18 protein-coding genes are annotated in these 23113 nt (G+C 64.1%); 7 read left to right on the top strand and 11 right to left on the bottom strand.

The window, feature by feature from the left end:
- Positions 1–158: 158 nt before the first annotated feature.
- Together abiEi and FHR94_RS07550 are read left to right on the top strand one after the other, a co-directional pair.
- Positions 159–698: a type IV toxin-antitoxin system AbiEi family antitoxin gene (gene abiEi, locus FHR94_RS07555; RefSeq protein ID WP_183325030.1), complete on the top strand. Its 540-nt coding sequence runs from the start codon at positions 159–161 to the stop codon at positions 696–698.
- A complete protein-coding gene (locus tag FHR94_RS07550; protein ID WP_183325029.1) occupies positions 691–1617 on the top strand; it encodes a nucleotidyl transferase AbiEii/AbiGii toxin family protein in 927 nt (308 codons plus the stop codon). The genes abiEi and FHR94_RS07550 overlap by 8 nt, the downstream gene beginning before the upstream one ends.
- Before the next feature lie 45 nt (positions 1618–1662).
- Here FHR94_RS07550 and FHR94_RS07545 read toward each other — a convergent pair whose 3' ends face one another.
- Positions 1663–2685 (bottom strand): LacI family DNA-binding transcriptional regulator, encoded by a 1023-nt coding sequence (locus FHR94_RS07545; protein ID WP_183325028.1) that lies wholly within the window; start codon positions 2683–2685, stop codon positions 1663–1665.
- Positions 2686–2960: 275 nt separating this feature from the next.
- On the opposite strand from FHR94_RS07545, the gene FHR94_RS07540 reads away from it, so the two are divergent.
- From FHR94_RS07540 to FHR94_RS07525, 4 genes are all read left to right on the top strand, one after another.
- Positions 2961–4136 carry a Gfo/Idh/MocA family protein gene (locus tag FHR94_RS07540; RefSeq protein WP_183325027.1) on the top strand — a complete coding sequence of 392 codons (1176 nt, stop codon included), beginning with the start codon at positions 2961–2963 and terminating at the stop codon, positions 4134–4136.
- 45 nt (positions 4137–4181) lie between these two features.
- A complete protein-coding gene (locus FHR94_RS07535; RefSeq protein ID WP_183325026.1) occupies positions 4182–5123 on the top strand; it encodes a sugar phosphate isomerase/epimerase family protein in 942 nt (313 codons plus the stop codon).
- A 43-nt stretch (positions 5124–5166) separates the two neighbouring features.
- Complete coding sequence (locus FHR94_RS07530; protein WP_183325025.1) at positions 5167–5346, top strand: hypothetical protein; 180 nt, start codon at positions 5167–5169, stop codon at positions 5344–5346.
- A gap of 306 nt (positions 5347–5652) precedes the next feature.
- Complete coding sequence (locus tag FHR94_RS07525; protein WP_183325024.1) at positions 5653–7362, top strand: purine-cytosine permease family protein; 1710 nt, start codon at positions 5653–5655, stop codon at positions 7360–7362.
- Positions 7363–7634: 272 nt separating this feature from the next.
- Here the strand turns inward: FHR94_RS07525 and FHR94_RS07520 are convergent, their stop codons facing one another.
- The 4 genes from FHR94_RS07520 to FHR94_RS07505 all read right to left on the bottom strand — a co-directional run bounded on the left by FHR94_RS07520 (position 7635) and on the right by FHR94_RS07505 (position 12551).
- Positions 7635–8762, bottom strand: coding sequence for a carbohydrate porin (locus FHR94_RS07520; RefSeq protein WP_484494476.1), 1128 nt, complete (start codon positions 8760–8762; stop codon positions 7635–7637).
- A gap of 191 nt (positions 8763–8953) precedes the next feature.
- Positions 8954–9982 (bottom strand): ABC transporter permease, encoded by a 1029-nt coding sequence (locus tag FHR94_RS07515; protein WP_343064645.1) that lies wholly within the window; start codon positions 9980–9982, stop codon positions 8954–8956.
- Between the two features lie 39 nt (positions 9983–10021).
- Positions 10022–11575, bottom strand: a complete 1554-nt coding sequence (locus tag FHR94_RS07510; RefSeq protein ID WP_183325022.1) for a sugar ABC transporter ATP-binding protein — start codon at positions 11573–11575, stop codon at positions 10022–10024.
- A gap of 61 nt (positions 11576–11636) precedes the next feature.
- Positions 11637–12551 (bottom strand): sugar ABC transporter substrate-binding protein, encoded by a 915-nt coding sequence (locus FHR94_RS07505; protein WP_183325021.1) that lies wholly within the window; start codon positions 12549–12551, stop codon positions 11637–11639.
- 532 nt (positions 12552–13083) lie between these two features.
- Between FHR94_RS07505 and FHR94_RS07500 the strand changes: the two genes are divergently transcribed.
- Positions 13084–14472, top strand: coding sequence for a CHAD domain-containing protein (locus FHR94_RS07500; protein ID WP_183325020.1), 1389 nt, complete (start codon positions 13084–13086; stop codon positions 14470–14472).
- A gap of 92 nt (positions 14473–14564) precedes the next feature.
- Here FHR94_RS07500 and FHR94_RS07495 read toward each other — a convergent pair whose 3' ends face one another.
- The 6 genes from FHR94_RS07495 to FHR94_RS07470 all read right to left on the bottom strand — a co-directional run bounded on the left by FHR94_RS07495 (position 14565) and on the right by FHR94_RS07470 (position 23028).
- Positions 14565–15683 (bottom strand): ABC transporter substrate-binding protein, encoded by a 1119-nt coding sequence (locus FHR94_RS07495; protein ID WP_221188408.1) that lies wholly within the window; start codon positions 15681–15683, stop codon positions 14565–14567.
- A 24-nt stretch (positions 15684–15707) separates the two neighbouring features.
- Positions 15708–16133, bottom strand: a complete 426-nt coding sequence (locus tag FHR94_RS07490; RefSeq protein ID WP_183325019.1) for a universal stress protein — start codon at positions 16131–16133, stop codon at positions 15708–15710.
- A gap of 12 nt (positions 16134–16145) precedes the next feature.
- Positions 16146–17636: a Na+/H+ antiporter NhaC gene (gene nhaC / locus FHR94_RS07485; protein WP_183325018.1), complete on the bottom strand. Its 1491-nt coding sequence runs from the start codon at positions 17634–17636 to the stop codon at positions 16146–16148.
- 72 nt (positions 17637–17708) lie between these two features.
- On the bottom strand, positions 17709–21374 hold the full coding sequence (gene putA / locus FHR94_RS07480) for a bifunctional proline dehydrogenase/L-glutamate gamma-semialdehyde dehydrogenase PutA (RefSeq protein WP_183325017.1): 3666 nt from the start codon (positions 21372–21374) through the stop codon (positions 17709–17711).
- 209 nt (positions 21375–21583) lie between these two features.
- Positions 21584–22855 (bottom strand): NAD(P)/FAD-dependent oxidoreductase, encoded by a 1272-nt coding sequence (locus FHR94_RS07475; protein ID WP_183325016.1) that lies wholly within the window; start codon positions 22853–22855, stop codon positions 21584–21586.
- Entirely contained in the window at positions 22855–23028 is a 174-nt protein-coding gene (locus FHR94_RS07470) for a hypothetical protein (protein ID WP_183325015.1), read from the bottom strand. The genes FHR94_RS07475 and FHR94_RS07470 overlap by 1 nt, the downstream gene beginning before the upstream one ends.
- Positions 23029–23113: the final 85 nt, after the last annotated feature.

Genomic DNA, 23113 nt, shown 5'->3' with positions numbered 1-23113 from the left:
AGCGCCGTAGAAATCCTCTTCCTTCCCGCCGCAGGCGGCAACGTCCTGAAACGTTGAGGGAGAGGAGGATGTCAATCTCTCGTCCGATGATGGCGGAGCACCTTGCAAGCCAGCAAGTAGACACTTAGACTATTTATAAATAGTTTTGGTGTGCACCTATGGATCAAATGACGGCTCGACGGCGGCTGGATGAGTGGGACCGCCGCGAAGGACGGTATATTTTCACCCTCCGCGATATGGCCAAGGTCTTTCCTGAGGACAGCCGCAAGACGCTTCAGGAGGGGATCAACCGTCTCCGGCGACATGGCCTGTTGCAAGGCGTCGCCCGGGGAATCTACCTCTACCCCCTCGCCACAACGAGCGATCCGTATCGACTGGAACGGATCGCCAGGGCCATGCGTCGCGGAGAATTCAGCTATGTCAGCCTCGAGTCGGCCTTGTCCGAGTACGGTGCCATCTCCCAGATTCCCGTGGATCGCCTGACGATCATGACCACCGGGCGCAAGGGAACCTACCGCACACCCTACGGCACGATCGAGTTCACCCACACCAGCCGCCCGGTCAGCGAGCTGATGGAGCGCATGCGCGATGTCGGCCGGCCCCTACGTCTGGCGACCCCCCAGGCCGCCTGGGCCGATCTCAAGCGTGTGGGGCGGAATACCCATCTCGTCGATACCCAGGTGCTGAAGCGTGATTGAACCCGCAGACTTCGAGCGGCTGGTTGCCCAAGCCATGGCCGATCCCGGACGACAGGCCATGCGGCCGGTCATCGAGAAGGAGCTGCTCCACTTCGACATCCTGTTCGCCCTGGACAGAGAAGGCCTGCTCGACACGTTGACGTTCCAGGGAGGGACATCGCTCCGGCTGTGTCATGGTGCACCGCGATTCAGCGAGGATCTGGACTTCGTCGGCGACCGGGATTTCAAGCGCCAGGATGTCGCGCACCTCAAGGAATGCATCGAAGACTATGTGAGTCGTCGATATCGGCTCGATGTCACCGTCAAGCCACCCAGTGAACTTCGTCGCGACCCGACCTATGCGGAGATCCGCGTCGATAAGTGGCAGGTAGCCGTCGTGACATCCCCCGCTCGGCCCGACCTGCCCAAGCAGCGAATCAAGCTGGAGATCGCCAATATCCCGGCGTATTCGCGCGAGGCGCACAGCGTGCAAGTGCATTACCCCTTCTTGCCGGATGGGTACAGCGACCTTCTCGTGATCACCGAGAGCCTCGACGAGATCCTGGCCGACAAACTCATCTCTCTGGTGAACACACAACGCTATGTTCGCCACCGGGACATCTGGGATCTGCAGTGGCTCAAGCAACAGGGAGCAACTCCCGACCTGGAGCTGGTGAAACACAAGATCCATGACTACAACGTGCAGGACTACGTTGGGAAGACCCACGACATGATCGAGCGGTTGCCCGGGATCATCGCCGGTGAAGCCTTCCACAACGAGATGACGCGCTTCCTGCCGGCCGCGACCCTCGATCGCACGCTGCGCAATGCCAAGTTCGCCGATTTCCTCTCGCGCGAACTCAGCACCACCCTGAGATCCGTCGTATCCAGGCTGGAAGGACCTGAGCCGGAGGCCCCAGGCCCGGCGTTTACCCTGTAGCCCACCGCCCGTGCCTCCAGGGAGCGCCTGCCTACCCGGGGCGATCTAGTTTGTCCGGCGATGGGAGTCGCGTTGGATCAATTCGCCCGGTAGCAGGTGACGTCGGGGCTGCGCCTCGTCGAAGCGGATGCGCCGAATCGCCTCATTGACCAGCGACTCCAGCGGCTGGCGGTAGGTCGTCAGGGCGTAGGCGGGTGACGCCGCCTGCTTGATGTCGTCGAAGCCGACGATCCCCATGCTGCCCGACTCGCCTCGCGCCTTGAGGGCATCCAGAGCACCGATGGCCAGGATGTCGTTCTCGCAGAACAGCGCCTCGAGCCGCTCGGCCGGCGCCGTGGTGGCCAGATAGTGCTCCAGGGCACGGAACCCGCACTCGCGTCGGTAATGCCCCGCCTCCAGTACCTCGTCGACGGCCAGGCCCTGCTCGGCGAGGCCATCCCGAAAGCCATCCAGTCGACTGAGTCGGGTGGATCCGCTGACCGGGCCGGTCATGTACCCGATGCGGCGATACTCCTGCTCGAGGAGCAGGCCCGCGATCTCTCGGCCCGCCCGATAACCGTCGGTGGAGACGACCTGGATATTGGGATTGTCGCTGTTGCGATAGAGCACCACGAGCGGGATGTGGCGGATCTGCTGCGCCAGGTGCACCAGTTCGTCGGTCAAGACGGTACCCAGGAAGATCAGGCCATCCACCTGGAACTGGTCGGCCAGCGAAATGGCCGCGCCATGATCGTGCTCGGAGCTGATGTTGAGCAGCATGGCCAGGTACCCCTGGCGCTGCAGCTGCGAGGTGGTGGTGTTGATCAGCGAGAGAAGGTTGGGATTGTCCATCTCGTCGACCACCAGGCCGACGATTTGGGTGCGGTGCTTGGTCAGGCCACGGGCCAGCAGGTTGGGGCGATAGCCGAGTTCCGCGGCGGCCGCGAGCACCCGCTCCCGCGCCTGGGGGGACACCGAGGCGCCCTCGGTGAAGGCACGGGAGACGGTCCACTTGGAAACGCCCGCTCGCTCGGCCACATCACTGGCGGTGACGCGCTGGCCGTTGGACGTCTTAGACCTTTTGCGCATGGTGGCTCCTTGACAGGTTTTCTGCCCCCATTCTATCTTATTTGCAACCGGGTGCAATGCGGTGTTTATCCCTCGATGGCACCCGGTGAATGACGCAGCGCATGGCCTCATGCGCTTTTTTACCAACCCGATTGCAACCGGTTGCATAAACGCCGGAAGGGCCTTCTCGACGCAGAGAAGCGCCACAGATCGCGCGACTCGCGACCTTCTTTGCATCATGTTTGCAACCGGTTGTAAACCCCGCGACTCACAACAGCCAATAAAGGAAATCCGACATGCTCAACGGTGAAAAGCAAATCGCACGTCCCCTGCGCTGGGGCATGGTGGGCGGCGGCCGCACCGGTCAGGTGGGCTACAAGCATCGCACCGGTGCCCTGCGCGACAACACGGCCTATCGCCTGGTAGCGGGCGCCTTCGACCTCGACGCCGAGCGCGGCCGCGATTTCGGCACTAACCTCGGTATCGCCGAGGATCGCTGCTACGCAACCTATCAGGAGCTCATCGCCGGCGAGGCCGAGCGCGACGACGGCGTCGAGGTGGTGTCGATCGCCACGCCCAACTTCACCCACTTCGAGATCACCAAGGCGTGCCTGGAAGCGGGACTGCACGTGATCTGCGAGAAGCCGCTGTTCTTCAGCGTCGCCGAGTGTGAAGAGGTAGCAAAAATCGCCGAGGACAAGGGCCTGATCGTGGGCGTCACCTATGGCTTCAGCGGTCACCCGCTGGTTCGCCAGATGGCCGCCATGGTCGAGAAGGGCATGCTGGGCGAGATTCGCATCGTCGACATGCAATATACCCATGGCTTCAACTCGGGCGACGATGTGAACGCCGGCGAGGCCGTGAAATGGCGTACCAACCCCGAAACCGCCGGCCCCACCTTCGTACTGGGCGATATCGGCACCCACCTCCACTACCTCTCCGAGGTGGTACTGCCGCACCTGAGGATCGACAAGCTGCTGTGCGACCGCAAGGCCTTCATTCCGACCCGTGAGCCGCTCGAGGACCACGCGACCGTGCTCACCCACTACGACAATGGGGCCCGCGGGCGTCTCTGGGTGTCGTCGGTGAATACCGGCCACATGGGGTCCCAGCGCTACCGTTTCGTCGGCTCCAAGGCCTCCGTCGAGTGGTCGGATGCCCATCCCGATCAGTTGATGTACGAGGTGCAGGGCGAGCCGCCCCGTACCCTGCACCACGGCATGCCCTACCTCGAAGAGGAAAGCCTGGCGATCGATCGCATGGGCGCGCTGCACACCGAGGGCCTCGGCGATAGCTGGGCCAACATCTACCTGTGGATCGCCCAGGCCATCGACGCCAAGCGGCGCGGCGACGAGGCCTTCCTGAAGACCCACCATTACCCGGGCATTGCGGCCGGCACCGAGGGCGTTCGCTGGCTCGAGAACTGCGTGCGCTCGGCCGACGCCGGCGCAACCTGGGTCGACTACCAATAAGCCATTTACCGATTCATACACTGACTCAACCTGGAGACCACCACGATGAAGTTGTCCATCTGTACCGATGTCATGGGCGATCTCTCCTTCACGGAGATGCTCGACAAATGCGTGGAGCTCGGCGTCGAGGGCATCGAGATGACCGGCGGCGGCTGGTCGCCGGCGCCCCACTTCCGCGCCGACGAACTGCTGGCCGACAAGAGTCTGCTCACCTCCCGGCTCAAGGAGATCGAGGCCCGCGGCCTCGAGATCGCCGCGCTCAACTGCTCCGGCAACCCGCTCGATCCCGGCGCGCTCGGCGAGCGCCACCGCCAGGAGATCGACCAGACCCTCCGCCTGGCCGGGGAAATCGGCGTCAAGAAGATCGTCGCCATGTCCGGCCTGCCGGCCGCAGCGCCGGGCGACAGCGTGCCCAACTGGCTCGTGTACACCAAGAGCTGGCCCGAGGAGATGCCCGAGCACGACCGCTACCAGTGGGAAGACTGCGCCTTCCCCTATTGGCACAAGCTGGTCCGGCTCGCCGAGGAAGTGGGCGTCGAGACATTCGCGCTGGAAAACTTCTCCGCCATGCTGGTGTGGAACCCCGAGACCCTGTTCCGCCTGCGCGACGCGGTGGGGCCCAAGGTCGGCATGAACCTCGACCCGTCGCACCTGTTCTGGAAGGGCGCCTGCCCGATCGCCGGGGCCCGGGCGCTGGGCGAGGCGATCCACCATTGCCACGGCAAGGACACCCGCATCGAGCGCGGCCTCGCCGATGTCAACGGCCTGCTCGAGCTGCGCGAGGTCACCGACGTGGCCAACCGCGCCTGGAACTATGTCGCTGTGGGCGCCGGTCATGACCTGCAGTGGTGGAAGGAGTTCTTCTCGGTGGTGCGCATGCAGGGCTACAACGACTGGGTCAGCCTGGAGATGGAAGACTTCACCATGTCCACCGAGGCCGGCATCCAGACCTCCATCGACGCCCTGCAGCAGACCATCAGCCGCTGAGGCGCACGCCCGCGCGATATCAACAACAACGACGGAGCCAACCATGAACAAGCTCAGCCTGATCCCCCTCACCGCCGCCCTGATGGCCGGCCCCGCCCAGGGCGAGGGCGCCATCGACACCCTGCACCGCCTGATCGACGGCGAGGAGGTCGACAACGCCGTATGGATTCCCTTCGAACTGGTGACCCCCGACAACATAGAGGCTTACCTGCGACGCAACTAAGCGTTGCACCGTCGAACGAGCGGTTCAGGCGCCTGGCTCGAGACAACGCTTCCCCCTGATCTCCCCTCCTCTCCTGCCCTAGGCACAACGCCACGCGCCAAGCCCGCTCCCCGAGTGGTTCGCTGAGGAAGACGGCGAAGGAACACACTTACGTTTCATACCAAAGTATAGAACGATTGGTTTGAATAAAACATTAATGGAATATATATTCCAATACATGATCAGAGATTCACACCAGCCGAGACCGGAGGGGCGCTGCCCCGACAGCCGGTCCCAAAACCCTTTCAAGAGCAACGGATGAGCGTCATGAGCACACAAGCGACCAGCGCGACGACGTCCCCGGCCGGGGATGACGTTGCCCAGAGCGATGAGCTCGAGTACCAACGCATTCCGCCCAGCAAGCAGTTGAGCGGCAAATACTTTCTTGGAGCCTATTCCGGGGAGCACGTGGCGGGCACCGAGTTCGTCATCGGTGCCGCCCTGGTATCGCTGGGCGTCTCGACCAGCGACCTGATCTGGGGCCTGATTCTCGGTAATCTCATGGCGGTGTTGTCCTGGGCCTGGGTCTGCAGCCCGGTGGCGACACGCTCGCGCATGACCGTCTACTGGTATCTGGCCCGTCTCGCGGGCAAGAAGGTCTCCTACATCTACAACATCGTCAACGGCATCTTCTACGCCGTGGTGGCCGGCGCCATGATCACGGTGTCGGCCTCGGCATTTCGGGCCATGACCGATATTCCGCCCCAGACCGGTCTCTACCCGACCAGCGTCAGTTTCGTGCTGCTGGCGCTTGCCGTGGGGGCCTTCACCGTCTTCCTGACCCTGAAGGGCTTCAAGCTGATCGCCAATTTTTCCACGGTCTGCGCGCCCTGGATGGCGACCATGTTCCTGGTCAGCGGCATACTATCCGTGCCGATCGTCACCCACCTGGGCGACCAGCAGGGACTGAGCGGCCTTGGCGCGGTGCTTGACGGGTTGGTCTGGACCGGGCAGACGCCGGACGGCGAAGCGGGGATCAGCATCTGGGTCATCGCCGCCTGGGCCTGGGGCGTCAATCTGCCGATGCACCTGGGCATGAGCGACATGAGCATCCTGCGTTTCGCGCGCAAGTCTTCCTATGGCTACTTCTCCGCGGCCGGCATGTACATCGGCCACTTCATGGCCTGGGTCTGCGCCGGCATCATGGGGGCGACCGCGGCACTCCTGCTCAAGGAACAGCTGATCGGTCTCGACCCGGGCGCCATCGCCTATCGCATCCTCGGCACCATGGGCCTGGTGGCCGTGGTGGTCGCCGGCTGGACCACCTCGATCCCGAGCCTCTATCGGGCGGGTCTCGCCTTCCAATCGGTGTTCCATCGCCACAAGCCCTTCAATGTCAGCCTGACGGTGGGCGCCGCCACCACCGTGATCGCCTGCTTCCCCTTCGCCTTTACCTCGCTCCTGGACGTCATGTCCTACCTGATCATGGCCATGGCGCCCATCGGCGCCATCATCGCCGCCGAACACTTCGTGCTGCCTCGGCTCGGCATCCGTCCGCTGTGGCGTGAGCACAAGGGCCTCGAGGACAACCGCCCCGCCATCCTGACCTGGATCACCGGGGTGGGGGTGGGTATCCTCATGATCGGCCTGCCCCAGGTCCACCTGTTCACGGTGTTCATCCCGGTGTGGCTGACGGCCTTCCTCGTCTATCCGCTGCTGTGTCGCGTCATGGGGGTCGAAACCGAGTCCGGTATCGACTACCACGCAGCGGCCTACGGTCCGGTGGAACCGCCCGAGCTGGCCGGTGTCACCGCCCCGCCCCACTCCCCGGTCAACCGCCGCGATCCCTGGTACTTCCTGGCCTTGGGTTGCCTGGTGGTGATCCTGCTGGCGAGCTTCTGGGCCTGGAGCGGGGAGAGCGGCGGCGCCATCGACTATCTCGAGACCTACCAGTGGCTGGTCGTGCCGCTGACGGGGATCTACTTCATCGCCGCCACACTGTGGATGAAGAACCGCCGTGAGCCGCAGACAGCTTAAGAGAGCCGACATCTGGCTTGAGACGGGCTGGCCATTGGCCAGCCCGTTTCCATTGGGGCCTACCGGCAGATCATGTGTAACGCCTGGCCCATCCACTACCTGATCCGGCGAGCCCAGGGGGCATCGGCATCGCTCGTCTCCAGCGACGCCAGCATGGTTGCTACCGCGCGCTCGGCCAATAGGAAGGACCTGGCCCCTCGTTAAGAGCCCCCTTGAACGCAACAGGCCCCGCCGAGGCGGGGCAAGAAAGGCGCTATCGCAATCACTCGGGATCAGAATAAATACTTGAATCTCAGGCGTCCCCCATAGCGGTCGGCCTCATCCAGGTTGCTGATTTCCTCGTGGTCAATCTGGCTGTAGTAGGCACCGAGATAGATATCGAAGCCCTCGATGCCCAGCACCTCCGGAAAGCGGTAGGAGGTGTAGAGGGTATCGACGTCATAGTCACCGGAGGCGAACTCGACGCTACTGCCGACCTTGACATTCTGGATCTCGTTGCGGGCATGGATGTAGCCCAGGCCGAAGTTGTGCCAGAGCATGTTCAGGCCCAGCGTCAGGTTCTCTTCATCATGAGCGTCCATGTAGGCAAGGTTGGCATTGAGTGACCAGGCGCCCTCGGAATAGGAAAGGCGCGTCCCGTAACCGTCTCGCTCACTGATATCCTGTCCCCTTTCATCGACGATGGCATCGTCGACCAGGTTGGTCTCGGCACCCGCCGCCAATGTCCAGGACCCCGGCGTCCATGCCAGTACCGGACGAATAATGAAGGCGTTCTTGCTGTCTTCCTGGATGGTAAAGCCGTGATAGGTACCGCCCTGGAAGAGATCGGTGCGATCGCCGAACAGCGTGGAGACTTCGGCATAAAGATCTCCACTTGCCTTGCTGACCAGGACCTGACCGGCGTCACCCGACCGGCCACGGCCCTCCTTGGCCTGATAGATATATCCCTGACCGTCACTGTACAGGCTGTCGGAGGTGTCGCCGTTGTACTCCACGAACACATCCTGCCCTAGTGGGAAGAGGTCGAAGGCCTCGAAGCGGCCAACCTTGGCCTCAAGGCCAGTGTCGTTGCCGAAGGCGAACCAGGAATCATCCAGTCCGAAGGTGCCATCCGTCTGCATGAGCGGCTGTACCTTGAAGCGTGCGAAGTTGCCCCTGTGAGTGCGTTCACCACTCACATCCAGAAGGATACGCCCGCTCTGGTTGTATTCGTCGTTCGTCTCGATGTTGTCTTCGGTAAAGATCGGGCCCGACTGGGTATTGTAGGAGTTGATGTCCAGTTCGACATCACCACCGAACATCAACTTCCCCGGCTCACCCTCGTAGACAATCTCAGCATATGCGGAAGAGGCTGAAAAAAGGGCCAAAAGGCCTGCGGTAATATGTAACGGATTTTTCACTTGATATCCCTATGATTAAGTAGGTTGTTTGGACTTGTTATATGGTTCGTGGCAGTGAATTTTTCTCTGGACAATCTCCTTTCTTGATGCGTGACAGTACGTGGAAAAGGGCGATCGATGCCTCTTCCGGTCGGTAAGCATGATGGAAAAAAAGGTCCACCTGGCTCTGGAGGAGCCAGGTGGAGGAGGGGTCAGGCCGCCTTGTTGCGCTTGCGCTGGCGGTATTGATCGACCACCACGGCAGCGACGATGATCGCGCCCTTGACGATGTCCTGGTAGTAGGCGTCGACACCGAGGAAGGTGAAACCGCTGAGCATCACGCCAAGGATCAGCGCCCCGATCACGGTGCCGGCAATACGGCCAACCCCACCGGCCAGGCTGGTGCCGCCGATGACGGCTGCCGCGATGGCATCGAGCTCATACATCAACCCCATGCCCGCCTGACCGGTGCCGGCACGGGCCGAGGCAACCACACCGGCCAGGCCGGCCAACAGGCCACCGATGGTGTAGACCAGTACCAGGTGACGGCGTACGTTGATGCCCGACACACGAGCCGCCTGGGGGTTGGCGCCGATCGCATAGGTGTACTTGCCGTAGCGGGTGTACTTCAGGGCGATATGGAAGATCACGGCCACGGCCAGGAAGATGATCACCGGGTTGGCGCCGGAGCCGATCCAGGTAAACTGATCGGTCAGCATGCTGACGGGTTGGCCGTCGGTGTAGGCGCGAGCCACACCGCGGGCACTGACCATCATGCCCAGAGTGGCGATGAACGGCGGAATCATCGCGAAGGAAATAAGAGCACCGTTGATCAGCCCGCACAGGGCGCCGACCAGAACACCGGCGATAAGTGGAATGATCCACGGCATATCGGTCAGTGCCGGGTAGACGGCCCGCACGTAGTCGGACTGCTGGGCCAGGCTGGCCGTGACCATGGCCGTCAAGGCCAGTACCGAGCCCGACGAGAGATCGATGCCGCCGGTGATGATGATCTGCGTGACGCCGATGGCGATGATGCCAATGATCGACATCTGCAGGATCATGATCAGCAGGCGCTGGGGGTTCATCAGGAAGGAATCGCCGCGCACGATCCAGCCGAGAATCTCGAAGAGGATCGCGATGCCCACTAGGACGAGGAAGATGCTCACCTCGGTGGGCAGTTTCTTGCGGCGTTTCCGGACCACCTCCAGGTGGTCGGTAGTTTCCATTGTCTTGCTCATTGTCTTCTACCTCATTGGTGCCCGTGGCTGGGGGAAAGATCAGCCTTCGACGACCGGCGGTTCCACCGGTGACGATGCGAGTTGCATGATGTTGACCTGGTTAGCTTCGCTGCGGTCGAGGAAGCCGGTGACCCTCCCTTCGTGCATGACCATGATGCGATCGCTCATACCGAGGACTTCCGGCAATTCGGAGGAAATCATGATCACGGCTACGCCTTGTTTGACGAGTTCAGTGATCAGCTTATGGATCTCGGCCTTGGCGCCCACATCGATCCCGCGGGTGGGTTCGTCGAGGATCAAGATGCGCGGCTTGGTCATCAACCAACGGCCGATCAGCACCTTCTGTTGGTTGCCGCCGGAAAGATTGCCGATGCGCTCTTCCATGGAGGGTGTCTTGACCCTTAACCGCTCCTTCATCGAATCGCACTCTTGATCAAGTCGATCCTGCTCGACGAAGGTGGCCCGTGTATAACCATCCCGCAGGACGGCCATTTCCATGTTCTCGACGACCGAGAGGCCGAGAAACAGGCCGGTTTCCTTGCGATCTTCGGTCAGCAGTGCAAGACCACGCAGCATCGCCTGATGCGGTGAGCTGATGATTTCTTCCTTTCCATCGATGACGATCCGACCCGACGTGGGCGGCGTCACACCGAACAGGGTCTCGGCGACATTGGTACGTCCCGACCCCACCAGGCCGGCGAGACCGAGGATCTCACCGGCACGCACCTCGAAGCTGATGTCCTCGAAGACACTTTCCAGGCAGAGGTTGTCCACCGATAGCACCACCTCCCCGATCGGCACCTCTTCCTTGGGGAACATTTGGGTAACCTCGCGGCCGACCATCAGCTTGATGATCTCGTCGGATGTCATGTTGCTGGCCGCAGTGGAGTGAATGAACTGGCCGTCACGGAACACGGAGATGTCGTCGGCGATCTCGAACACTTCGTCCATCTTGTGGGTGATGTAGATGATTCCCTTACCCTGGGTCCGTAGGTCGTTAATGATCCGGAAAAGGTGTTCCACCTCACGGTCGGCCAGTGATGAGGTGGGCTCGTCCATGATCAGAACATCGGACTCGTAGGACACGGCCTTGGCGATCTCGATCATCTGGCGGCCGGCCACGGTAAGATGGCGAACCTCCATTTCCGGGTCCATGTCGATGCCCAGACGCTCGAACAACGCCTCGGTCATCTGGTTCATCTTGTCGTGGTTTACCATGCCGAAGGCATTGAGCGGCTCACGGCGGATCCAGATGTTCTCGGCGATGCTCATGTAGGGCATCAGGTTGAGTTCCTGATGGATCATGGCGATGCCGGCTTCCAGGGCATCCAACGGGCCGTGCAACTGCAGCGGCTTGCCATTCAGGCGGACCTCGCCCTGATCGGGAATGTAGATACCGGCGATGATCTTCATCAGGGTGGACTTGCCGGCACCGTTCTCGCCCATCAGGGCATGCACGGTACCCGGCCGTATCTTGAGCTGAACATTGTCCAATGCCACCACGCCCGGGAAGGTCTTGCGGGCATCGACCACTTCCAGCAAGTACTGAGTGGCAGCCTCGGTGGCGGGCTTTTCTGCGGTCATCGTTGCCATAACGCACGCTCCAATGGCTCGCGACGCGACCTGCCCGACACATCGGGCAGGCCAGGCGGCATCAGTTGAGGAAGTTGTCGAGATTCTCGGGGGTCACCAGCTTGAAGGGCACCATGGTGCGCTTCTCCACCTCTTCACCATTGATCAGGCCGAGAGCGGACTTGACGGCACCGCCGCCCTGCCCTTGGGCATCCTGAAAGACGGTGACGGCGAGCTCACCACGCTGCATGGCCTCGAGGGCATCGCGAGTGGCGTCGATACCACCGACCAGTATCTCGTCCGGAGAAATGCCCGACTGCTGCATGGCGATCAAAGCACCCAGGGCCATCTCGTCGTTGTTGGCGGCGATGGCATCGATCTGCTGCCCCCCGACGATCCAGTTGTTCATCAGGTTGATGGCCTCGGTACGCAGATAGTCGGCCGGCTGCTCCGCGATGATCTCGATACCGGGGTATTCCGCGATGACTTCCTTCACCCCTTCGGTGCGCTGATGAGTGGCGCCTGAAGAGAGCTCGCCGAGCATGATGGCGACGTTGCCTTCGCCACCCATGCGTTCAGCCAGCGCCTCCATCTGCAGGGTGCCCGAGAGCTTCTGGTCGGAGCCGACGAACACCACGTTGTCGTTTTCGAGGTCCTTGCCTTCCGGCTGGCGGTTCACATAGACCAGCGGGATACCGTTCTGCACAGCAACCTCGGTCATCTTGCCGGTAGCGGCGGTGTCGACGGGGTTGATGATGATGGCGTCGACGTCCTGGGCGGCCAGGGATTGCGTCTGGCTCAGCTGGCGGCCGATATCACCCTGGGCGTCCAAAAACTGGATATTGTGGCCCTGCGCCTCCGCCTCGGCCTGCATGGCGTTGCGCATGGAGGTCAGGAAGTTGTCGTCGAACCAGGCCACGGATACGCCAAGGGTGGCGGCCATGGCAGAGGACGTGCAGGTGGCAAAGATGGCGGCACCGAACAGTACGCGTTTCATTGGGCAGACTCCTTAGCGGGCTTGTTGTGTTTGTTCGGCCTCCCAGGCGGGGTGGGAGGCGTCGGCTGGCAGGATGTGGCGACGAGCCTCCTGCCTGAACCGTCATTGGAATATAGATTCCATTTTATGATTTATCAAAAAAATTATTCTATACTTTGGTATAAATGGAACTATTATTCCAACTACCTTCAGCTTTTCATGACAGCCCTCGGCCAAAAGCCCTGAGCCCCTGGTAACGGATGACGAGTCGTGCGAAGAGCGGCTGTTGGCTCGGGCCGGGGCATGCCGGCTGGATGATGAGAAGCAGATGGAGAGGGGCTGTCTCGCCCTGGCACCCATCCAACAGGCGATGCTGTGGCGGATGTTCGAGCTGGGTGAGGTAGCAGCAAGATCAGTGAACCGGCCCACCACCGTTCACGAGAGGGCCGCCTGCTGACATCGAGCCGGAGGCGGTGCCCGGGAGTGGCGTTGACGAGAACACCATCGGGCTGTACTAGTCTGCGCAGGACAGGTCCCGATCCGGAGCCGCCCCATGCTGGACCTCTACTTGATGCGCCATGCCAAGGCGAAGCACGACGGTGGTGACATGGCCGATCGTCATCGTCCGTTGAGCAAGCGTGGCAGACGGCAAGTGGCCGCCATGGCCCGGCCGCTGCAGCGGCTGGGCGCCCTGGCAGGAGAGATTCATGTCAGCCCCGCGACCCGCACGCGCCAGACCCTGCTGGGCCTCGATGAAAATCTGGCGGCGTACTCCCTGGCCAAGCGGGCTCACACCCGGGAGGCGCTCTATACCTTCGACAGGACGGCATTGCTTGAGTGGCTGATGACCCACCCCGCCGAGACCGGCAGTGTCCTGTTGATCGGCCACAATCCGGCCCTGCGGGATCTCGCCCGCTGGCTCTGCCAGCAGGCTCCCCCCTCTCTGCCCACCGCCGGCCTTCTGCATCTCTCGCTTCCTGACGGCCACTGGCAGGATCGGGGCCGGCACCAGGCCGAGCTGGTGACCCGCCTGGTTCCCACCGAGGCGAGCCATGCCTTCTTCAAGCGCCGGGCCCCCAAGGCGCCCGACCTCAAAAAGGCCAGCCTGGCCAAGCGGGCCCTGGGGTTACTGACCCATCAATACCATCTGGTCAGGGCCCTGGAGCCCGGGGTGATCGCCGGCGTCGACCCGGAGTTCCTGCACCAGTATCGCGTGAACTTGCGCCGTAGCCGGGCGATCGGCGAGTCCGTGCGGGCCACCAGCGACACTCCCGGCCTCAAGAAGGCCTTGAAGCGACTGAAGCGCCGCGCACAGGCCACCAGTGACCTACGCGACCTGGATGTGTTCCTGGACCACCTGGATCACACACCGCCATCGCTATCGGACACGACCCTGAGCGCCGTGTGCGACTGGCTGAGCGCCCAGGCACGGGAGCAGCATTCGGTCCTGTGCCAGGAACTGGCGCAGCCGGCCTACGCCCGCGATATGAAGAAGTGGCAAGACTTTCTCGCGACCAAGCGCTTTCGTAAGGCATTACGCGCGCTCTCGTCGGATGAGATCGAGGCGGTGCTGGCCCAACGCATCTCGCAGCACGATCACGACCTGAGGGCGCTCACCTCCATGGCGCCCGACGAGACGCTCCACACGCTGCGCAAGACCGTGAAACGCATCCGCTACCTGGCCGAGCTGGACCCTGTGCGCAACAAGGCATTCCTGGCGGGGCTGAAGCAGCGCCAGACCCTGCTGGGCGACTTTCAGGATCTCTGTACGCGACAGGCCTGGATCAAGGCCTTCGCCAACGCAGGGACAGCTTCTGCTGGGGAAGAGACGATCCAGTTGGAGTGCCGTGCCTGGATCGAGACAATCGAACGACACAAAAAGGAACTGCGCCAGAGGATCGTGGCACTAGAACCGCTGACGGGTAGCCTACCCTCTAATTGAAGTAGGCACCGATGGTTCGCCATCGGCGACCGCGGCTCACCTCGGTGCGGTAAAGGCACTCCCGCCTCTGGAGTCAAGGGTGCCGGACGGCCTCATCGCACATGCCAGAGCTGGAAGGGCTCCTTGCGGGCCAGCCAGTGCTCGAACTGTTGCTCGACGCGCGCCTGATTGCGTGCCCACCATTCGGCGTCAATGCGCAGGGCGCCTTCGGCATTGGCGGGGGCGGTCGGCAGATGCGGCTTGATCGCCTCGTCCATCAGCGCCAGCGAGGATCGACGGGCCGGGCCATAGGAGATGTAGCGGGCCTGATCGGCCAACCGCTGCGTGTCGGTGGCGAAGGTGATGAACGCCATAGCCGCGTCCATGCTGGCGGTCTTGGGTGTGCGCTTGGGGATCACCCACATGTCGTAGTCCCAGCCCTGGCCATCCCAGATCACACCGAAATCGTGCCCCTGATCCTCGATTGCGGCGTAGAGGCGACCGTTGAACACCGCACTCATGGCCACTTCGCCATCGGCCAGCAACCGGGCGGGAGCATCGGCGTCTTCCCACCAGACGATGTCCTGCTTGATGGTGTCGAGCTTCTCGAAGGCACGTTGCAGGCCCTCGTCGGTCTCCAGCACCTCATAGATCCGCTCCGGCGCGACCCCATCCACCAGCAACGCCCATTCCAGGTTGACCCTGGGGGTGCGACGCATGCCGCGCTTGCCGGGATACTGGCTCAGGTCGAAGAAATCGGCCAGTGCCGTGGGTGCATTGTCATCGAACCGGCCGGGGTCGTAGGCCACCAGCGTGGACCAGATCACCTGACCGACGGCGCATTCGGTGAGCATGCCGGACAGGAAGTCCTCCGCTGCCGGCGTGCCATCGGGGGCGGGCGGCAGCACGGAATGGTCGATCTTCTCGAGCAGGCCTTCCTCGCAACCGCGAATGGCATCGCTGAGTTCCATATCCACCACGTCCCAGGTCACGTTGTAGGCCGCCACCTGAGCGCGCACATCGGCCAGCTCGCCGTTGTAGCGTTCCATGTTGAGGGTCAGGCCGCTCTGCTGTTCGTAGGGGATGACATAGGCCAGCATCTGGCTGCGGGTATAGGCACCCCCCCATGACGTCACGGTGAGATCGCCGTGCGCCCGGGCCACCGTGCTGCCGAGCGGCACAAGGGCGACAACGGTCAACAACCGTACCAGGGTTCGCATTGACATTGGCATGACGGGTCTCCCTTCCATTCACGGTTATTCGCGTACAACCATTACCGAGCAACTACCGTGGCGGACCACCCGGGCGGCATTGGCACCCAGCAAGTAGTCCTTGAGCGACGGTCGGTGCGAGGCCAGGATAATCAGATCGGCCGGAATCTTGTCGGCGACTTTCAATATCTCCTGATAGGTGCGGCCCTCCCGGACCAGATACTTGACCGAGATATCGCCCGGCACGTGCTGCTTGACCAGATCGGCCAGACGCTGTTCGGTTTCCTGGCGATACTGGTCGTTGAAGTCCTCGGGCAGACGCACGGCGGTAATGTCGAGATTGATGTCGATCACCGTCATCACGTGCAGCATGGCGCCGTAATGGCGGGCCTGATCGATAGCCACCGGCAGCACCTTGCGCCAGGAGCTCTCGTGGGCCAGGTCGAGGGGGACGAGCAGGTTCTTGAACATGAGGATCACCTTTCAGGCTTTGGCGGTGGACGGAGGTACAGCGTCGTGGCGACCGGTCTCATCCATCACCGCTTCACCCAGATCCTTCCAGCGCTGGCGTTCCTGGTCGCTGGCCTTGGGCACGAACCAGCCGGTGGCGGCCCACAACAGGCCGAACAGCAATGACATCCAACAGGCGAAGGCCACCGGAGCGTAGGCCAGGGTGTCGACGCCCAGGGTACCGGCCACGAAGGCACCGCCCACGTTCCAGGGGATCAGTGGCGAGACCAGGGTGCCGCCGTCTTCCACCGAGCGCGAGAGATTAGTGACCGACAGGCCACGGCCACGGTAGGCGGGAGCAAACATCCGGCCCGGCAGGGCGACCGACAGATAGACATCGCCGGTGACCATGTTGGTGCCGATGGCCGAGCCGGTGCTGGCGGCGACCAGCCCGAAGCGGCTCTTGGCAATCTTGAGGACGTGCTCCAGCACCACTTCTAGGCAGCGGGTCCGCTCCAGCATGCCGCCGAAGCCCAGGGCGATGAGTACCAGGGTGATGACCCAGGTCATCGACTGGATGCCGCCCTTGCTGAGCAGCGAATCGACCGCCTCGATGCCGGTATCGCTGGTGTAGCCGCTCTGCATCGCGTTGAACACATCGTGGACCGACACCCCCTGCACGACCACGGCCATGATGCCCCCCAGCACCACGCCGGCGAAAATCGAAGGCAGGGCGGGAAAGCGCCGGACCGCAAGGACCACCACCACGATCGGCGGGATCAGTAGCCAGAAGGTAAGCGCGAAGGTCTCTTGCAGCGTGGTGTTGATCTGCGCCACGCTTTCGCTGGGCAGGGTAGCGTCGGTGGCGTACCCCGTGCCGATCCAGGCATAGAGGGCCAGCGCCACCAGCATAGCCGGTCCGGTCGTGGCGATCATGGCACGGATGTGGCTCCAGAGATCGGTACCGCAGACCGCCGGGGCCAGGTTGGTGGTATCCGACAGCGGCGACATCTTGTCGCCGAAGAAGGCCCCGGAGACCACCGCGCCGGCGGTCAGGTAGAGCGGAATGCCCAACCCCTCGCCGATGCCGATCAGAGCCAGCCCCACGGTGCCGACCGTTCCCCAGGAGGTGCCGGTGGCTAGCGAGATGACGGCGCAGATCAGACAAGTGGCAAACAGGAAGATCCCGGGGCTGAGAATCGCCAGGCCGTAGTAGATCAGCAGTGGCACGGTGCCGCTCAGGATCCACACCCCGATGATCATGCCGACCGTCATCAGGATGGCCATGGAGGGCAGACCGACGCTGACCACCTTGTAGAGACCCGCCTCCATGTGCGACCAACGATAGCCCTGGAACCAGCCCAGAGCGCCGACGATCATGATGCCCAGCACCAGGGGAATGTGGGGCGTGAAGTCATCGAATACGAACAGCTGCAGCATCAGCAGGGCGATGGTCAGGGCGATCGGTAGGATCGCCATGAGCAAGCTGGGCTTCTTGGGGGAAGGAGTTTCGTCGCTGTCCATGGGTATGGTTCTCCTGCTGGTGGGGATAGCCAACCATAAACAGTGCCAGCCCTCTCGGACCGGCACGTCTATTTATTCAGCCGTGGCCAGCAGGCTGGCGTTACCGCCCGCGGCGGTGGTGTCGATGCACAGATGGCGTTCCACCACGTAGCGTTCCGGCAAGATGGTCTGGGTCTCGAGCGACACGATGGGGCCGTCGCGCTTGGCGAGCGCGAGGCGTAGCTCGCGGGTCCAGTCGCTAGCACCGGCCGCAGCCACCGCCGTGATGCCCTCGACCGCGGTCAGCGTCTCGGCCGCGACGCGGCCGTCGAGCGCGGCGACAGGCGCCCCGGCCGCGCTCAGCGAGCGCACGTCCCCGTCCGCACCGGGGGCGACGATCACCGCCGCACAGCCCGCGCCGAGCGCCTGTGCCGCCTGGGCGACCGCGATATCGAGCGTCGGCCCGAGGCAGAGTACCGGGCCCTTCGGGTACAACGCCAGCCGGTTGCTTTCCCCCGTCGGCCCCGGCAGCGTCTGCGGCGTCATGTCCAGGGCCGCGGTCTCGGCGAGCGCCTTGCGGATCACGCCGCGTTTGCCGGAGAGGGCCTTGCGCAGCACCTCGACCCGATCGGGCCGCGCCGCCCAGTTGCGCGGATCCAGCCCGTCGAGGGCCGACTGGAGATCCTCGCGGGTCACGGCATCGCCCTGGGGCGCCTCAAAGCGCTCGACGGCGGCGGTCCGGCGGAACCGGTTGACGTACAGGGGACCACCGGCTTTGGGCCCGGTGCCCGAGAGGCCCTCGCCCCCGAAGGGCTGGGAGCCGACGATGGCGCCGATCTGGTTGCGGTTGACGTAGATGTTGCCGACATGGAGTCGCTCGACGACCTGCTGCACGCGGTCGTCGATCCGGGTATGCAGGCCGAAGGTCAGGCCATACCCCTTGGCGTTGATCGCATCGACCACCCCATCGAGGTCCCGCGCCTTGAACGTGGCCACGTGCAGGACCGGGCCGAAGATCTCGCGCTCGAGGTCGTCGATGCCCCCGACCTCGACCACGGCCGGGGTGACGAAGGTGCCGTCGTCCGGCGCGGGCAGCGTCTTCAGTACCTTGCCGGCCTTTTCCTGCGCCGTCACATAGGCGCCGATGTCAGCCTGAGCCTCGGCATCGATCACCGGCGAGACGTCGGTGTCGGTGTTCCACGGATCGCCGATGGAGAGCGCGTCCATTGCACCGTCGAGCATCGTCAGCAGCCGCTCTCGCGCCTCTTCCTGGACATACAGCATCCGCAGCGCCGAACATCGCTGGCCGGCCGACTGGAAGGACGAGATCAGGATGTCGCGCACCGCCTGCTCGGTCAGCGCGCTCGAGTCCACGATCATGGCATTCAGCCCGCCGGTCTCGGCGATCAGCACCGCATCCGGCCCCGCATTCTGCGCCAGGGCCTTGTGGATGATCTGCGCCACCTCGGTCGAGCCGGTGAAGCAGACGCCGGCGATCCGCGGATCGCTGGTCAGCGGCCCACCCACCGTGGGCCCGTCGCCGGGCAGCAATTGCAGCGCCGCTTCCGGCAGGCCGGCCTCGCGCATCAGCTCGACGGCCCGGGCGGCGATCAATGGCGTCTGCTCGGCAGGTTTGGCGAGCACCGCGTTACCGGCCGCCAGCGCCGCGGCGATCTGACCGGTGAAGATGGCCAGCGGAAAGTTCCACGGGCTGATGCAGACGAAGATGCCTCGTGCACTGCCGGGCGCTTCCGTCTCCAGCCGCTCGCCCTCGTTGGCGTAGAAGCGCAGGAAATCCACCGCCTCGCGCACCTCGGCGATGCCATCGAGGATCATCTTGCCGGCCTCGCGGGTGGCGATCACGGTCAGCTCGGCGATGTGGTCCTCGTAGAGATCGGCGATCCGCCGCAGCACCTCGGCCCGCTCGGCCACCGGGCGCGCCGACCACTCGCGAAAGCCCTCCTCGGCGGCGTCGAGGGCGGCGGCCACCTCGGCCGGGGTCGCCTCATGCACCTGGCCGACCACCCGCGCGCCGTCGGCGGGCGACATGGCATCACGCGCCGGCCCCTGCGGCGCCGGGCTTCCCGCCAGCATGGGCCTGGCGGTCCAGGTCGTGTCGGCGAACGCCTCGCGCGCCGCCAGCAGGGGCAGGATCGAGGCGGGTTCGTTGATCCGATAGCCGCGGGAGTTCTTGCGCTCGGGGGCGAACAGCTCGCCAGGCTGGCGGATCAGCGGGCTGGCGAGGGCGTCGCCCAGACGCTGCATCTCGGCCACTGGGTCCTTCGAGACCTCGCTCGGGGGAATCGACTCGTCCACCACCTGGTTGACGAACGAGGAGTTCGCCCCGTTCTCCAGCAGGCGGCGTACCAGGTAGGCCAGCAGGTCACGGTGCGCGCCAACCGGGGCGTAGATACGGCAACGCGTGCCCTCCGACTGCTTGACGATGTGGTGCAGTGACTCGCCCATGCCGTGCAGGCGCTGGAACTCGAAGCTGTCCTTGTCGTCGCCCGCCATGGCGATGACGGCGGCGCAGGTATGCGCGTTGTGGGTGGCGAACTGCGGATAGATGCGGTCGCGCCGGTCGAGCAGCATCTGCGCGCAGGCCATGTAGCTGACATCGGTGTTGACCTTGCGGGTGAAGACCGGGAAGGTCTTGACGCCCATCTCCTGGGCCAGCTTGATCTCGGTGTCCCAATAAGCGCCTTTCACCAGCCGCACCATGATCTTGCGGTCGAGCCGCTCGGCGAGGTCGTAGAGCGTCTCGATCACCGGGGCGGCGCGGCGCCCATAGGCCTGCACCACGACCCCGAAGCCGTCCCAATTGGCGAGACCGGGATCGGACAGCAGCGCCTCGATCACGTCGAGCGACAGGTCCAGCCGATCCTGTTCCTCGGCGTCGATATTGAAGCCGATATTGGCTTTGGCCGCCTGCTGCGCCAGTTCCCGCGCGCGCGGCACGAGCTCGGCCATCACCGTGTCACGGTGGGTGTATTCGTAGCGCGGGTGCAGCGCCGAGAGCTTCACCGAGATGCCGGGGCTGGAACGCACGTCGCCCTTGGCCTGTTTGGCGATCGCCGTGATCGCCTTGGCGTAGGCCTCATGATAGCGCAGCGCATCGGCGTCGGTACGCGCCGCCTCGCCCAGCATGTCGTACGAGTACGTATAGCCCTGCTTCTCGAGTTCGCGGGCATTCTTCATGCCCTCCTCGATGGTCTGGCCGAGCACGAACTGGCGGCCGAGGATCTTCATCGACCGACCGACCGCGGTGCGCACCACCGGCTCGCCCATGCGGCGTACCAGGCCGCGCAGCGCCCGCACCGGCCCCTTGGGATCCTCCTCCAGCACCTTGCCGGTCAGCATCAGCGCCCAGGTCGAGGCGTTGACCATCGAGGAGGAGGACTTGCCCAGGTGCGCGCCCCAGTCGGACGGCTCGATCTTGTCGTGGATCAGATCGTCGATGGTTTCCGCATCGGGCACACGCAGCAGGGCTTCTGCCAGGCACATCAGCCCGACGCCCTCGGCGGTCGAGAGCCCGTATTCGGCCAGGAACGCCTCCATCATGCTGGGCGAGGTCTCCTTGCGCACCCGTGCCACATAGTTGGCGCCGACGTCGGCCACCTTGCGGCGGTCGTCCTCCGACAGCTTGATCTGCTCAACCAGCCCATGCAGCACCGCTGCCTCATCGGCGTCATAGTGGGCGCGGATGCGCGCCCGCAGCTCGCTCACGGCGCCCTGCGGGTGAAGGTTGGCTTCGTTCATCGTTGTTCTCCCTAGCGACGCGCATCGTTTCGTCGATGGTCAGGCTCGGATGCCGCCGTCGTTATTGTTAAAAGTCGCTCATATAGCGTAGGCGTCCTGGCCGGGGTTGCCCCCTGTCTGCAATCACGCTGCACTCACGCGATGAAATGCTGGCCCGCAAGACCCTGATGGCGGCGGGGCTAGACCGAACGGCGGCCGGTCTCCTGCCCCTATCCTTGGCCTCGCCGGAAGCGAGTCACCCGGTAGGGGGCAAGGTCCAGGGCCGGGGCCTCCCCCGCCATTCGCGCGGCAAGCAGCTCGGCGGTGATCGCCGCCTGGGTCAGCCCCAGGTGCTGGTGGCCGAAGGCGAAGTGCACCGCCGGAACGTCCGGATGGGTATCGATCACCGGCAGGGAATCGGGCAGGGTCGGCCTAAAGCCCATCCACTCCTCGGCGGTGTCATCGAGGCCGGCGGGGTCGCGTAGCAGCGCCTCGGCATGATGCCGAAGGGAGGCGTAGCGGCGCTTGACCGGGGACAGCGCGAGCCCGCCGAGCTCGGTGAAGCCGACCACCCGCAGGCCGCAACGCATCGGCGTCATCACGAAGCGACGCTCCGCCGAGCCCACCGGCTGGCGCAGGGCCTGCCCTCGCTCGGGCAGGGTCAGGTGATAGCCCCGCTCGGTCTCCAGCGGGATCGACAGGCCGAGCCCGGCGGCCAGCCGATGGCTCCAGGCCCCGGCCGCAACCACCGCCTGCCCGGCCATGACGGGGCCTTGATCGGTGTGCAGGCACACACCCTCGCCCTGTGGCGCGAGGCGTTCCACTCGGGCCTGATGAATCGTCCCGCCCCGAGCCACGAAGGCCTCGACGAGACGCCGCACCAAGGCATAGGGGTCGCGCACCTGGTGGGCGCCGGGGAAGTAGAGCCCGTGGCTCAGCGCCTCCGTCAGCCCCGGCTCGCGCTCGCGCAACGCCGCCGCCTCGAGCCATTCCACCTCGTGCCCCCATTGGCGCAGGTGCGCCATCTGAGCCTTGGCCTTCGCCCTCCCCCTCGCCGACTCCCAGACCAGCAGGTAGCCCGAGGGCACAAGCTCCTCCTCGGCACCAATATCGGCCAGGCAGCGCCGCCAGGCGGCCACCGCCGCACTGTTGAGGGCCGCCAGTGCCTGGCGCCCTTTCGTTACTTGGGCGGGACGGGCGGCGGCGATGAAGCGTGCCAGCCAGGGTGCCAACTGCGGCAGGTAGCGCAGCGGCAGGGCCAGCGCCCCGTGAGGTGCGATCAGCAGGCGAGGTGCCAAGCGCAGGGTGGCCGGCGTCGACAGCGGTTCGATCAACTCGGTCGCGAGAAAGCCAGCGTTGCCGTAGGAGGCGCCAAGGCCAGGTGCCTGGGGGTCATACACGCTGACCCCGTAGCCCTGGCGCTGCAAGGCCAGCGCAGTGGTCATGCCCACCACGCCGGCGCCCACCACGGCGATCCGGGAGCACAGGTCGACGTCGGTCATCAGCGTGCCTCCACCTGGGTGGTGATGCCGACGCCGATGGCTAGCGGGATAGGCGGAGTGAAGGCGTCGAAGGAGACACTCTGCACGCCGAGCCGCGCGATGGTCGGCACGAAGGGGGTCAAGGCCAACGGCAGGCTCGGCACGGGAATGTCAGGGGACGAATCGTCTGTCATGTCTTGGGTACTCCCGAGCGTTCCGTTGACGGCAGCAAGGTGCCAGACCGACCCCGGAAAGCTTACAGCATCTGATGCACAATAC

The organism is Halomonas cerina, assembly GCF_014192215.1.
GTDB lineage: Bacteria > Pseudomonadota > Gammaproteobacteria > Pseudomonadales > Halomonadaceae > Halomonas > Halomonas cerina.
This window is presented reverse-complemented; position numbering and strand designations above follow the sequence as displayed.